At 73.1% G+C, this 13,219-nt stretch carries 9 protein-coding genes; 2 read left to right on the forward strand and 7 right to left on the reverse strand.

The features are described 5' to 3' along the window. Positions 1 to 24 precede the first annotated feature (24 nt). From OG472_RS42155 to OG472_RS42185, 7 genes are all read right to left on the reverse strand, one after another. Complete coding sequence (locus OG472_RS42155) at positions 25 to 1,641, reverse strand: serine/threonine-protein kinase (protein ID WP_401611600.1); 1,617 nt, start codon at positions 1,639 to 1,641, stop codon at positions 25 to 27. A 107-nt stretch (positions 1,642 to 1,748) separates the two neighbouring features. Then, on the reverse strand, positions 1,749 to 3,761 hold the full coding sequence (locus OG472_RS42160) for a calcium-binding protein (protein WP_405943067.1): 2,013 nt from the start codon (positions 3,759 to 3,761) through the stop codon (positions 1,749 to 1,751). 173 nt (positions 3,762 to 3,934) lie between these two features. After that, positions 3,935 to 4,708 carry a PIG-L deacetylase family protein gene (locus tag OG472_RS42165; RefSeq protein ID WP_405943068.1) on the reverse strand — a complete coding sequence of 258 codons (774 nt, stop codon included), beginning with the start codon at positions 4,706 to 4,708 and terminating at the stop codon, positions 3,935 to 3,937. Between the two features lie 52 nt (positions 4,709 to 4,760). Further along, complete coding sequence (gene hemC / locus OG472_RS42170; protein WP_401611591.1) at positions 4,761 to 5,717, reverse strand: hydroxymethylbilane synthase; 957 nt, start codon at positions 5,715 to 5,717, stop codon at positions 4,761 to 4,763. Between the two features lie 243 nt (positions 5,718 to 5,960). After that, the gene (locus tag OG472_RS42175; protein WP_401611588.1) at positions 5,961 to 6,452 is read right to left on the reverse strand and encodes a MarR family winged helix-turn-helix transcriptional regulator; all 492 of its coding nucleotides are present in this window, start codon (positions 6,450 to 6,452) and stop codon (positions 5,961 to 5,963) included. Between the two features lie 79 nt (positions 6,453 to 6,531). Then, complete coding sequence (locus OG472_RS42180) at positions 6,532 to 9,381, reverse strand: glycosyl hydrolase 2 galactose-binding domain-containing protein (RefSeq protein ID WP_405943069.1); 2,850 nt, start codon at positions 9,379 to 9,381, stop codon at positions 6,532 to 6,534. Positions 9,382 to 9,650: 269 nt separating this feature from the next. After that, positions 9,651 to 10,568: a LysR family transcriptional regulator gene (locus tag OG472_RS42185; RefSeq protein WP_401611584.1), complete on the reverse strand. Its 918-nt coding sequence runs from the start codon at positions 10,566 to 10,568 to the stop codon at positions 9,651 to 9,653. Between the two features lie 78 nt (positions 10,569 to 10,646). On the opposite strand from OG472_RS42185, the gene OG472_RS42190 reads away from it, so the two are divergent. Together OG472_RS42190 and OG472_RS42195 are read left to right on the forward strand one after the other, a co-directional pair. Next, positions 10,647 to 12,143: an aminotransferase class I/II-fold pyridoxal phosphate-dependent enzyme gene (locus OG472_RS42190; RefSeq protein WP_405943257.1), complete on the forward strand. Its 1,497-nt coding sequence runs from the start codon at positions 10,647 to 10,649 to the stop codon at positions 12,141 to 12,143. Between the two features lie 108 nt (positions 12,144 to 12,251). Further along, positions 12,252 to 13,202 carry an ABC transporter substrate-binding protein gene (locus OG472_RS42195; RefSeq protein ID WP_405943070.1) on the forward strand — a complete coding sequence of 317 codons (951 nt, stop codon included), beginning with the start codon at positions 12,252 to 12,254 and terminating at the stop codon, positions 13,200 to 13,202. The last annotated feature ends 17 nt before the right edge of the window (positions 13,203 to 13,219 follow it).

A 13,219-nucleotide genomic window follows, 5' to 3' on the forward strand; every position in this document is an offset into this window, starting at 1 on the left:
AGTCCGCTTGAGGTCAACACCGGTTCATCGGCGGCGGGTCAAAGCCCCGGGCGCGCCGGCCGACTGCGCTCCCTCCGACTCCAGCGTCAGCCGGTCCGGTTCCGCCATGGTCAGCACGTAGAGATTGCCCTTGGGGCAGTCGAAGGTGGCCGTCTGGTCGGTCGGGTGGCTGGTCATCGCCTCGAAGACCGCACTGTCCTGGCGGATCTGCCGCAGCTGAAGGGCCTCCGTGCACCCGAGGTTCCGGCCCGTCGAGATCTCCTTGAGGTCGCTCACCTGCCGGCCCACGAGTTCGCCCACGGCTCCGGCGTGCAGGGTGACCGTGACGGAGAACTCGGCGGCGCGCGCCCGGGTGATGCCGTCCGCCTCCGGCGTGCCGGGGCCGACGCCGGACCACGTGCCGACCCACGATGCGGGCAGCGCCGAAGCGGACGAGGACGAGGCGGAGGGGACGGACGAGGACGGTGTGGGTGAGGTGGCGGGAGGCGCTGCCTTGTCGCCGTCTGCGCCCCACGGGAGCCGGACGGCCAGCGCGACGACCGCGGCGAGCACGGCGGCGCCGGCGACCGCGGTGATCACCCGGGGTCGACGAGCTCCCCACCCGGCGGGAAGGGGAACGGGAGCGGGGAAGGGCGGGGGAGTGCCCGGAGCCGTCGCAGGCGGCTGCGGCGGGCTGGCCGATGCGGGGCCCGTACCTCCGGGGGCGTAGGCGGGCGGCGGCGGTGTGGTGAGGAGCCGGCGGAGTTCGGCCTCGCGGCGCCCGACCTCCGCCACCAGGGCCGTCGGCACCGTTCTGCCCCATCCCTCGTGCTCCTCCTCCATCCCTGTGACGGCGCCGAGCCGCTCCCGCAGCTGCTCGGCGGTCGGGCGCAGCCCCGGGTCCTTGGCCAGGCACTCCCGCACGAGCGCGAGAAGCACGTCCGGTACACCGTCGAGCAGCGGCTCGTCGTGCACGATCCGGTAGAGGAGGGCGGGCAGTTCCAGCTCCTCGCCGCCCGCGACGAACGGGCTGCGCCCGGTGGCCGCGTACACGAGGACGGCGGCCAGGGAGAACACGTCGGCCGGCGCCGAGGCCACGGATCCGGTCGCCTGTTCCGGCGACAGGAAGCCGGGCGTGCCGATGACCGCGCCCGTCTGCGTGTAGCGGGGGTCGCGTACCGCGCGGGCGATGCCGAAGTCGATGAGGAAGGGCCGTTCCGGGCCCAGCAGCACGTTCGCCGGCTTGATGTCGCGGTGCACCACCCCGGCCGCCCGTACGGTGACGAGCGCGGCCGACAGCTCCCGCGCCAGGGCCGCAACGGCCGCTGCCGGCAGCGGCCCGTACCGGTGGACCCAGTCGCCCAGCGACGGAGCGGCGATGTACTCCGTGGCCAGCCACTGCGGCGAGGCCCCCGGCTGGCTGAAGTCCACCACCGAGACCGTCCACGCACTGCGCACCCGGTCGTTGGTGCGTATCTCCCGGTCGAACCGTTCGGCGAAGTCCGGCTGAAGGCTCAGATCCCGGTGCACGGTCTTCAGGGCCAGCGGCCGGCCGGAGGCCGTCCGGGCCAGGAACACCTCGCCCATGCCTCCCGCGCCGAGCCGCGCCAGCAGGCGGTACCCGCCGATCTCCGGCGGGTCACCGGGCAGCAAAGACTCCACCAACTCCACCTGCTCCCACGACCGTTGCCGACCCGCCCCGTACGGACCATCCGCTGGGCCACCCTAAAGGACGAGCGGCCTCGGAGCCCCGCCGGGCCGGACATCACTCAGGGGCAGCTCAGGCGGGTGTCGCCCGGGTCGGTGGTGCACGTGTCGGTGCCGGGGCCACCGTTGGCGGTGTCGTTGCCGAAGACGGTGTCGACCGTGTCGAGCCGGTCGTTGCCGTAGGAGCCGGTCAGCCTGTCCGCTCCGGGGCCGCCGCCCAGGATGTCGTTTCCGAAGCCGCCGTCGGCGTCGTCGTTCCCGGGGCCGCCGTGCACGGTGTCGTTGCCGTAGCCGGCCCTGATGACGTCGTTGCCGCTGAGGGCGCAGATCACGTCGTTGCCGAAGCCGCCGACCAGGTTGTCGGCGCCGCTGGTGCCGACGATCGTGCAGCCGCGCGCGTTGTCGACCGTACTGGCCGCCGTCGCGGTGCTGTTCGCGGGCACCGGGTCGGTCTGCGCGGCGCCGGCCGTCGCCGTGTCGGACAGGGTGCCGGTGGCCCGCGGTTCGGCGACCACCTGGACCGTCGCCCGGGCACCCGGGGCGAGGGAGCCCAGAGCGCAGTTGGCGCTGGTGGAGGTCCTGGTGCAGGTGCCCTGGCTGGGCGTGGCGGACAGGAGGGAACCGGGTCCGGTCAGGGTGTCGGCCAGCGTGACCGCGGTCGCCGTCGTCGTGGTGCTCGTATTGGTCACCGTCACGGTGTACGCGGCCTGGTCCCCGAGGCTGACGGTCGCAGGTCCCGCCTTGGTGACGGACAGGTCGGCCCCGGGCGGGGGCGGCGGTGTGGCGGCGACCTGGTAGCGGACCAGGCCGCGGTCGTCGCCCGTGTTGCCTGCGGCGACGATCTTGCCGTCGGGCTGCAGTGCCACCGCGCCGGCGACGTCGAAGAAGCCGAAGTAGACGTCGGTGGTCACCTTGCCGCCGGTCCCGAAGCCGCCGTCGAGGCTCCCGTCCTGGTTGTAGCGGGCCACCGCGAAATCGGCTTGGCTGATGCCCGCTGCGACGATCTTGCCGTCGGGCTGCAGCTCCAGGTCGGAGCTTCCGTCCAGGGTGCCGGTTCCGAAATCGGTCGTGACCTTGCCGTCGCCGTCGAAGCCGCCGTCGAGCGTGCCGTCGGGGTGGTAGCGGGCCAGGGCGAAGTCGAAGGCGCTGGAGCCGGCCGCGACGATCTTCCCGTCGGGCTGGACCTTCACCCCGCCGGCGACGTCGGCCTCGGCGAAGGCGGTGGTCACCCTGCCGTCGCCGTCGAAGCCGGTGTCGAGGCTCCCGTCCGGGTGGTAGCGGGCCAGGGCGAAGTCGGAGGCGTTCGCGGGATAGTTGTACCCCGCTCGGCCGGCGGCGACGATCCTGCCGTCCGGCTGGCTCGTCACGTCGAAGGCGGTCGCGGCGCCCCCGGCGAAGGCGGTGGTCACCCTGCCGTCGCCGTCGAAGCCGGCGTCGGGGCTGCCGTCCGCGTGGTAGCGGGCGAGTGCGAGCTCGGCGCCGCTCGTGCCTGCGGCGAGGATCGCGCCGTCGGCCCGTACCGTCACGGTGAAGGCCTCCTGCGCACCGCCCGTGCCGAAGTCGGTGAGGACGATGCCGTCGCCACCGCCGAACCCGGTGTCGAGGCTTCCGTCGCTCTGGTAGCGGACCACGGTGAACATCCCCCCGCCGCCATCGGGCTCCGTGCTGCGGCCCACCACTACGATCTTGCCGTCCGGCTGCACCGCCACCCCGTTGGCCACGTCCTCACCGCCGCCGCGCAGGTCGCTCAGGACCAGGCCGTCGCCGTCGAAGCCGGTGTCGAGGCTCCCGTCGGGGTTGTAGCGGGCCAGTGCGAAGTCGGCCGCGCCGCCCTCGGGGGCCGTGTTGAGGCCCACGGTGACGATCTTGCCGTCGGCCTGCAGCACCATGTCACGGCTCTCGTCGTAGCCACCGAAGTCGGTGACGACCCGTCCATCCCCGTCGAAGGCCGGATCCAGGTCGCCCGGCGCGGCCAGAGCGGCCCCCGGCAGGGTGAGGACGAACGCCAGGCCGGTGGCGGCCGCGACTCCGCTGCGGCCCAGCGTTCTCCTCAGACCGGAAGTGAGTGTGGACATGGAGACCTGAGTCCCTTCTTCCGGGCGCCGCCGCGCAGCGGGCCGCCGCCCTCCCGTGAGTGGCCACAGCCTGTTGGCACCGTCGCGGCCGTGCAGGCACGGCTGGCCGCGCTGCGCCCACTGGATGCCGCGATCCACCCGCACGGGTGAGGCCCGCGAGCCAGTGCGCCGGCTCAGACGGTCAGCCCGCCCGAGCCGCTCGGCACGCTCGGCATCGGCCGAACGGCCAGCCGGGTGTACCACTCCGTCGCGAGGATGCGGTCACGGGCATCGGCGGGAAGGCGCGAGAGGATGCCGGGCAGCGAGCGACGGCGTTCCGCCTCGCTCCGGTGCGCGGCGACGGCGGCCCACTTCCGCTCCAGCCACGGACGTACGTCGATCGTCGCGCTGACCCGCTCCTCCGGGACGCTGCGGACGCTCTTCCCGACGTCGGCCAGCAGCGCACCCAGCTCGCCGACACCCGAGTGCGGGTGGGTGGCCAGGCAGAGGGCGGCGGGCTGCCAGGGCTCACCCGCCTCGGGGTATAGGTGCTCGATCCCGGCGGCGTGCACGGCGAGCAGGGTGACCCGGTGGGTGTGGACGTGATCGGGGTGCCCGGTCAGCTGGCCGTGGTCGTCGTGGGTGACGACGATGTCGGGCCGGACCTCGCGTACGTGGCGTACGAGCCCTGCCACTGCCTCGTCGAGCGGTGCGTCGACGAACCGCGGCCGCCCTGGCGCCGATCCGGGGACGCGGGCGTCGGCGTACTCCAGCAGCCTCGGCTCGCCGGCTCCCAGGATGCGGAGGGCGTCGGCGAGTTCGGCGGCGCGGTGGCTGTCCGGCGTCCAGGTCGCGGTCACGACGGCCGTACGAGCCCCCGAGGCGGCGTGGTGGGCGAGTACGCCGCCGGCGAGCAGGGACTCGTCGTCGGGGTGGGCGAAGACGCCCAGCAGACTCGGCAAGGACATGGTTCCTCCAGGCGGATGGGGCGGGGGTGACGAGCGGGTGCTGGCCCCGCTGTCACGGCCGGACGCCGAGGAGCCGGTCGGCACCCGCGCCGAGCAGCCGCTGCCCGGCGCGGAGTCCGGTCCCGACGGGATCGTCGGCGGGTCCGGTGGCGCCGGCACGCAAGGGAGCGCCGCCGGCCGGGTCCAGGACGACCGCGTGCACGGTGACCAGGCGGGCCGTCGCGTCGAGAGTGGCGTGGGCGGAGGCGGCGGTCTGGCATCCGCCGTGCAGGGCGGCGAGCGTGGCGCGTTCGGCCTCGAGGAGGACCTGCGTGGGGGTGTGGGTGAGCGGGGTGAGCAGGGCGCGCGTGGGGGCGTCGTCGGCGCGGTGCTCGATCACGACGATTCCGGCGCCCGCGGCAGGCGGCCACACCGTGGGGTCGAGGATCTCGGAGACCCGTGCGGCCAGTCCCAGGCGGCGCAGGCCGGCCAGGGCGGCGATCATGACCTCCGCGCCGAGCGTGCCGGAGTCGAGCCTGGCCAGCCGGCTGTCGGCGTTCCCCCTGATCGGCACCGCCACCAGGTGGGGGTGGAGGGCGCGCAGGAGAGCGGCGCGCCGGGGTGCGCTGGTGCCGACCCGGGTGCCGGGCGGCAGGTCGGCCAGCGTGGTGGGCGGCTGCCCGGCGGGCCGGACCAGGACGTCGCGCACGTCCTCGCGGGGCAGGACCGCCCCCACGGCGATTCCGGGGGCCCGGTCGTGGGCGCCGGGCAGGTCCTTGGCGCAGGCGATGGTGGCCCGGACCCGGCCGTCGAGGAGGTGCTCGTCGGCGCGGCGCGTGAAGGCCCCCTTGCCGCCGATCTCGTGGAGCGGGCCGCGGTGCGCGTCGCCCTCCGAGGTGATCTCCACGGTGTCGAGGGTGATGTCCGGGTAACGGGCGCGGAAGGCCAGCGCGAAGCGGCCGGTCTGTTCCATGGCCATGGGGCTGGGCCGGGTGCCGAGCCGGACGGTCTGGGTCGCGAGGGTGGTCATGACGGGTACGGGCCTCCGGTCTGGGCGGGGCGGTCGGTGGCGTCGGGGCGGGCCGGGGAACGGCCTGCAGGTGCGCAGCCGTCGAGCTGTCCGTCGAGCGGACTCGCCACGCCCGCCGTCCGGCCCGGCCGCGCCCCGCCGCATCCCTTCGTCTGCCCAACGGAGCACGGGGCGCGGGTGTTACGGGTACGGATTCCCCGGACCCGGCCCGGAAGGCCCTGGGCGCGCGGCCGTCCAGAGGGGTCAGGAGCCCGTGTAGGCCTCGACGTTGGCGACCATCGTGCGCAAGACCTTGAGCGCTGCCACGTACTCCTCGTCGCTGATGCCCTGGTGGACGACGGCCCGCACCTCGGTGACCAGCCCGCGCAGCCGCACCCGGGCAGCCTCCCCGGCGTCCGTGAGATGCAGGTGCCGCCCGGCGTCGAGCCGGAGCCAACCGCGGTGAAGCAGTTGGTCGATGACCCGGGAGATCTCGTGGGGTCCGTCCGCGAGGGGGGTCAGCTGGGTGACGACGTCCTCCCGACTCGGCGCCGCGGCCCCGCCGTTCACGCGGTTGAGCACCCAGTACTGCGGCTGGCTGACGTCGATCCTGGCCATGGCGTCACGCAGATGCCGGGTGACGGCCGCATGGGCCAACCCGCTCCAGTAGCCGACGGGTTGGGTGGCCAGCACGTCGTCGCCGGCGCCCGGGTCGGCCGGTGCCTGGTCGGTGGTGCCTCCGGTCAACTGTTCCATGATCGCGACGCTACACCCGGCACGTCTCGGATGGTCACGGAGGCGGTGCGGAGCGGGAGCCCGGGCGGAGAGCCTGCGATCAGGTGGCCGGGACCGTGGCCGTCGGCGTGTTCCAGCCGGAGATCCGCAGTTGTGGCGCCGAGCCGCGCAGGTCCGCGGTCCGGTAGGTGGCCGTCAGCGTCGCCGACTCGCCCGGCCACAGGCTGACCTGGTTGTCGCTCCACCGGACCGGCAGCACCGGAGCCCCCTGCGCTCCCACGAGGTGGACGTCGGTGAGCAGGGCCGGCGTGGTGCCCGTGCCCGTGTGGCGTACGGTCACCGTCGTCGTGGACGTCCCCGCACCGTCTTCCACCGTCGAGGCGGCCGCCGTGACCGGCGCCTGCCGCATCGAGTTCAGCCCCCGCAGGTCGGCGTAGGACGTGGTCGGCGTGTAGTACCAGTCGCTGTTCTCGTAGTCGAGGACGTCCGCCCGGGTGGAAAGCCAGTAGACGTTCCGGCTCACCTCGCGCCCGGCGCCGTCGGTCAGCAGCAGCCGGGCCAGATACGTGGTGGACAGGCCGGGCACCGACTCCGGGACCGTGAGCGCGGTGCTGCTCGCGCCGCCGCCCGCGGCGCTCAGGCCCGTCACCGTCCGGTCGTACCGCTGCGTGCCGTCCGGGTCGAAGAGCGTCACCCGCGCCGTCAGGCCGGCGGCCGCGGCGCTGCGGTTGTTGACGACCGACACCGAGCGGTCGTCGTACCCGTACTGGACGTGCAGCGGTTCGTTCGCCTTCTTCGCACCGAAGTAGGCGCCGCCCTGGTCGAGGAAGCGGTCCACCAGCTGCCAGTGCAGGGAGGTCCAGCCGCTGTTGAACATCCAGTAGATGACGCCGGTCGACGGCTCGGAGTCGTCCTTGGCGTTGCGCGCATAGGCCTCGAACTGTGCGCGCACGTTCTCGTACTGGGCGAGCTGCGCCTTGCGCACGTAGTCGTCGAGGCCGGTCGGGGAACCGTAGCGGCCGGCCAGCGCGGCGCCGTACAGCCTCAGGGTGGAGAAGGTGCGCGAGGGGGAGCGGTGGTACTGGGCGGCGGACGGGTCCTTCCAGAGGGTCTCCAGCTCGGCCGGCGACATCATGCGGCGCAGCGTGTCGAGGGTCGGGACGTCCGGGCCGGCGCTGGTCTCGGAGTTGAAGCCGGTGGCGCCGCCCTCCCGCTTCTCGTACCAGTAGCCGGGCGGCACCCAGTCGTACGGGCCCGTCATCTTCATGCCGGAGCGACCGGTGATCGGGGCGGAGGCGTTGGCGGCCGCAGGGACCACCGGAGCCGTCCAGTCGGCGGCCCGCAACGCGTCGACGTAGCCCCGCTCGATCTCCTCGTTCGGGGCGAAGTCACTGCCGATCAGGAAGGAGATCACGCTGGGGTGGTGGCGGAGCCGGGCGGCTTCGGCGGCCATCGAGGCCCGGGCGACGGGATAGTCGGGGTCGTCCCATTCCTCCCCGGCCTCGGTTCCGTTGACCTCGCCCTCCCACTTGCTGCAGCACTCCCAGCCGGGCAGCGTCAGGATCCCGTACCGGTCGGCGAGGTCGAAGAACTCGTCGGGCTCGATGTGCCCTTCCAGGCGGAGGGTGTTCAGGCCCAGGTCGAGGGCGTACTTCAGCCGGTCCTCGACGTAGGTGTGGTCCCAGCGAAGGAACGCGTCGGGGGACCAGCCGGCCCCCTTGACCAGCAGCGGGTGGCCGTTGATCCGGTACTGCCGGTCGCCGTCGGCGTTCAGCGGTGCCTGCACGTCGCGGATGCCGAAGGACTGGTGCGCGGTGTCGGAGGGTGCGCCGTTCACCGTCGCCGTCACGTCGAGGCCGTACAGGGGCTGTTCGCCCATCGCGGCGGGCCACCAGACGCGGGGCGCGGTCAGGCGGAGCGCGGGGTGGTCGGCAGGGGAGAAGACCACCGTCTTCGTCTCGTTCGCGGCCAGGGTGACGCTGCGGCTGACGGCGACCGGAACCTCGGCGCCGGAGACCGTGCCGGACACCATGGCGGTGACGGTGGCGGCCGAGTCGTTGCGCACCCGGGCCTTGACGGTCAGGTCGGCGGAGCCCATGGAGGGCATGGCCAGGGCCGTCACCACATGTGCGTCCCGCAGGGCGACCGGCCCGCCGCGGCGCACCGTGACGTCACGGACGATGCCCATGTTCTCGTCGGGTGGCGGCTGGAGCCAGTCGAGCCAGCTCATGGTGAGCTGCTTTCGCGGATCGTTGGGCTGGATCCGGAAGGCGACCGTATTGGTGCCTTCCTCGACCAGGTCGGTCACGTCGAACTCGTGCCGGGTGTACGCGCCGGCCACGTCGGCCGCGGTGGCGACCCGGTGGCCGTTGACGAAGACGTCGGCGGCGGAGATCACCCCGCTGAAGTCCAGGTAGGTGCGCGCCGCCGTGTCGGTGACGGTGAAGTCGGAGCGGTACCACCAGGGCACGTCGAAGTCGGCGGCCGCAATCCGCTGCTGCTGGGTGGAGTAGAAGGGGTCGGGGTACACGCCGGCGGCGAGCAGCGCCGCGAGGACGGTGGAGCGTGCACCGGCCGGATACCAACCGGTCGCCGGGTAGCCGGGGCTGGAGACGACGGCCGCGGAGTCGGTGACCTCCTGCGTCGACCTGATGGCGTACCCGGCCAGGGCCGTCGTGCTGCCCGGGGCCGAGTCGACCGCGGTGACCGTGGCGACCTGCGGGCCCGCTCCTGCCCCGGGTACCGGCGCGGCAGCCGTCTGCGGAACGCGAACGGGGACGGGAGCGGGGGCCGGGACGGGAGCGCGGACGGGTGCCGGAGCCGCCAGGGACGGGCCTGCGGCGAGGGTGAGGACCAGACCGAGGCCGGCGAGGCCGAGGCGGTGGAACACGGGGCCTCCCGCAGGCCGGGGGAGAGGGGCTGGTGGGACTCCCCTGGGGTATACCGGCATTCGGCTCGGCGCGCGCGGACGCCACGCCAGATGTGCTCCGACTGCGCCCCGCGCCGATGGACGGCTGCGTCGCACGTTCGCGTCTGCCCCGTCGGAGGACACCCTGATCCGTGACGCCCGCTTGCGGGACCCGCGCGTTGCAGCAGATCGCCGTACGTCTCCCCGGCACCGCCGGTGACCTCGTCGGCGCCGCATCGGCATCGACACCGGCGCCGGCACGGCATCGGCATCGAGCGAGCGGGTAGGGACCGCCGGACAGGCCTACGGGGTCACGCCGCGGCCCAGCGCTCCGTGATCAGCGTGGCCTGCTCCAGCAGGGCCGCGATCAGTTCCTGGGCGGCGCCGGCCGAGGTGGACCGCAGTAAGGCGACGCTGATCTCCCGGGCGAGGTCGGGCCTGTCCAGGGGGCGTACCACCAGGTCGGGCCGGTGGTGCCCCAGGGCGAGCCGGGGGACGAGGGCCACACCCGTCCCCGCCGCCACGAGGCCCTGGACCACCGCGTAGTCGTCGGTGCGCATCACGTGCAGGGGCTCGTACCCCTCCTGGGCGCACGCCCATGCGAGCACGCGGTCGCAGGGGTCGTGCGGGTCGGCGGCGCCCACCCACGCGGTGTCCCGCAGTTCGCCGAGGGGGACCCGCTCCAGCGATGCGCACGGGTGGTCCTCCGGCATGACCAGGAGGAGCGGATCGGCCAGCAGCGGGTGGACCTCGAAGTCCTCTTCGAGGTCGAGGCGGTCGCCGGGCTGGGAGAAGACGAGGGCGGCATCGAGCTCCCTGGCCCGCAACCCGCGCAGCAGCAGCGGAAGTTCGCCTTCGGTGAGCGAGATGTGCACCCCCTGCCGGTGGAGGCGCTTGACCGCGGGCGCCAGCAGCAGGGCGCCCGCCGTGGGAAACGTGCCGATGTGGAGGGTGCGCATGCCGCGCTCGGCGAGGCTGCGCACCTCCAGCTCGGCCTGACGCAGTCGCTCGAGCACGGCCTCGGCGTGCGGCAACAGGGCTTCGCCGAGTTCGGTCAGCGTGGCGCCGCGCGGTCCGCGCTGGACGAGCCGGGCGTTGAAGTGGGCTTCCAGGGCCGCGAGATGGTGGGTGATCGTGGGCTGGCTGTAGTGCAGTGCGCGGCCGGCCGCGGCGAGCGAACCCTCCTGAGCGATGGAGCGCAGTACCTGGAGGTGCCTGACGTCGAGCATATAGACATCCTATGGAGGGGTAACGAAAAGTCCACCCTTCTTCGATGGGTCGAGGACTGCCACGCTCCCAGCGTGAACATGAGAACGACCGATCAGCACACCCCTACCCATCCCCCCTCCGGGCCCGGCGCCGGCCAGCTGTGTGCTCCGTACGCCGAGGCGGTGCTGCGCCATGCCGGACGGGACTGGCTGAGGCTGAACGTCCCCGGCCACGCCGCGACCCCGGGCTCGGACCTCGCCGGCTTCTTCGGCCCGCGGATCACGGCCCTGGACTTCCCGCCGCTGCTCGACGGCATCGACCTCGGCCCGGACACCCCGCTGGACCGGGCCCTGGATCTGGCGGCCGAGGCCTGGGGCGCGCGGCGCACGTGGTTCCTGACGAACGGCGCTTCGCAGGGCAACCAGATCGCCTCGATGGTCGCCCCCGCACTGGGGCGCACACTCGTCGTGCAGCGCAGTGTGCACTCCAGCGTGATCGACGGACTGGTGCTGTCCGGCATGAACGCCGTCTTCGTCCAGCCGTCCGTCGACCCTGAGCAGGGCATCGCCCACGGTGTGACCGCCACGGACGTGGCGGCGGCGCTCGAGCGGACGCCGGACGCGGCCGCCGTGTACATCGTCTCCCCGAGCTACTTCGGGGCGGTCGCCGACGTGCGCGCCATCGCCGACGCCGCCCATGCCGCGGGAGTCCCGCTGATCGTCGACGAAGCGTGGGGATCGCACTTCGGCTTCCATCCCGGACTTCCCGCGAGTGCGCTCGCCATGGGCGCGGACCTGGCGACCTCCAGTACGCACAAGCTGGCGGGCAGCCTGACGCAGTCGGCGATGCTCCACCTGGCGGAGGGTCCCTTCGCGGACCGGCTCGAGCCGCTCGTGGACCGGGCGTTCCGGCTCGTCCAGTCCACCAGCGCGAGTGCCCTGCTGACCGCGTCGCTCGATCTTGCCCGGCGGAGTCTCGTCACCGATGCCGAGGCGACGGGTGACTCCCTAGAGGCCGCGGACAAGGTGCGGGGCGCCATCCGCGCGCTGGGCCGCTTCAAGGTGGTGAGCGACGGATTCCACGCTTTCCCCGACATCGGCGGCGCCGATCCGCTGCGGATCGCGATCGATACCCGCGCCGGCGGGATCACGGGCCACGAAGCCAGGCGACGGCTCTTCCAGGACCACCAGATCATGGTCGAGGTGGCGACCGACGCGGCGATCGTCGCCGTGATCGGTGCGGGGTCCGCGCCCGACACCGACCGGTTCGTCGAGGCACTGCACACCCTGCCCTCACCCCTCACCGACCCGGCCGGCGCCAGGGGCATGCAGCGGCTGCCGGATCCGGGCCCCACGAAACTCACCGCCCGCGAGGCATTCCTGAGTCCCGCCCGGGTCGTGGCCGCGGAAGAGGCCGTCGGACGGATCTCCGCGGACACGCTGGCCGCGTACCCGCCGGGCATCCCCAACGTCCTGCCGGGCGAGGTCATCACCGCCGAGGCCGTCCGGTTCCTCCAGCAGACCGCGACCGCGCCGAACGGCCACGTCCGTGGCGCGCTCGACCCGGGCGTGACGCGCCTGCGCGTCGTCGCCTGAGACACCGGGCAGGCCCGGCCGTTCCATACCGGGCAGGCCCGGCTGTTCCGTCCAGCGCCCTCCGCGCTCCTTTTCCCCCGCACGCCGTCCCCGAGAAAGAGCACAGCCATGGCCTCACGCATACCGACCCGACGGACGCTCGCCGCCGTCCTCGCCGCAACCACCGCCTCCCTGCTGCTGGGTGCCTGCGGCGACCAGACCGATGCGGGCCGGAGCCCCGGTGCCGACGGAGCCGGCGCCGCGAAGAACGACGCTCCCCTGTTCACCAAGCTGCCCGCGGACATCCGGGCCGCCGGTGTCATCAAGGTCGGCACGGACGCCACGTACGCCCCGATGGAGTTCACCGAGAACGGAAAGATCGTCGGTGTCGACCCGGACGTCGCCGAGGCGCTCGGCAAGCAGCTCGGTGTGAAGTTCGTGTTCACCAACGGCACCTTCGACAGCCTCATCACCTCCCTCAACTCCGGGCGGCAGGACGTCGTGATGTCGTCGATGAGCGACACCATGGCCCGCCAGGAGGGTCTGGACGACAAGGGACAGAAGACCGGCAACGGCGTCGACTTCGTCGACTACTTCGTCGCGGGCTCCGTCGTGTACGTCCAGAAGGGCAACCCCCAGCAGATCCGGTCCATCGCCGATCTCTGCGGGAAGAAGACCGCCGTACAGCGGGGCACCACCTTCGAGGAGGTGGCCAAGAACCGGTCGAAGGAGTGCGAGGCAGCCGGGAAGTCGGCCGTCCCGATCGAGTCCTTTCCGACCGACGCCGAGGCGCAGACGCGCGTCAAGGCGGGCGGCGCCGTCGCCGGGGTCAACGACTACCCCGTGGCCGCCTACCTGGCCCTCAAGGCCGACGGCGGAAACACCTTCGAGGTCGTCGGCAACCAGATCGAGGCCGGGCCCTTCGGAATCGCCGTGGCCAAGGACAACCCCGAACTGCGCGACGCCCTCAAGGCGGCACTGGCGGCGAGCATCGCCGACGGTTCGTACCAGAAGGCACTCGACAAGTGGGGTGCGGGCACGGGGGCGATCGCCTCGGCGAGCGTCAACGCCGGCTCCTGACCACGAGCACACTGAAG

The organism is Streptomyces sp. NBC_00207, from assembly GCF_045160965.1.
Classification (GTDB): Bacteria; Actinomycetota; Actinomycetes; order Streptomycetales; family Streptomycetaceae; genus Streptomyces.

Bases quoted from the DNA above. Each gene is read 5' to 3' on its own strand.
- OG472_RS42160 (WP_405943067.1), bottom strand. From the start codon at position 3,761: ATGTCCACACTCACTTCCGGTCTGAGGAGAACGCTGGGCCGCAGCGGA.
- OG472_RS42165 (WP_405943068.1), bottom strand. From the start codon at position 4,708: ATGTCCTTGCCGAGTCTGCTGGGCGTCTTCGCCCACCCCGACGACGAG.
- hemC (WP_401611591.1), bottom strand. From the start codon at position 5,717: ATGACCACCCTCGCGACCCAGACCGTCCGGCTCGGCACCCGGCCCAGC.
- OG472_RS42175 (WP_401611588.1), bottom strand. From the start codon at position 6,452: ATGGAACAGTTGACCGGAGGCACCACCGACCAGGCACCGGCCGACCCG.
- OG472_RS42180 (WP_405943069.1), bottom strand. From the start codon at position 9,381: ATGCCGGTATACCCCAGGGGAGTCCCACCAGCCCCTCTCCCCCGGCCT.
- OG472_RS42185 (WP_401611584.1), bottom strand. From the start codon at position 10,568: ATGCTCGACGTCAGGCACCTCCAGGTACTGCGCTCCATCGCTCAGGAG.
- OG472_RS42190 (WP_405943257.1), top strand. From the start codon at position 10,647: ATGAGAACGACCGATCAGCACACCCCTACCCATCCCCCCTCCGGGCCC.
- OG472_RS42195 (WP_405943070.1), top strand. From the start codon at position 12,252: ATGGCCTCACGCATACCGACCCGACGGACGCTCGCCGCCGTCCTCGCC.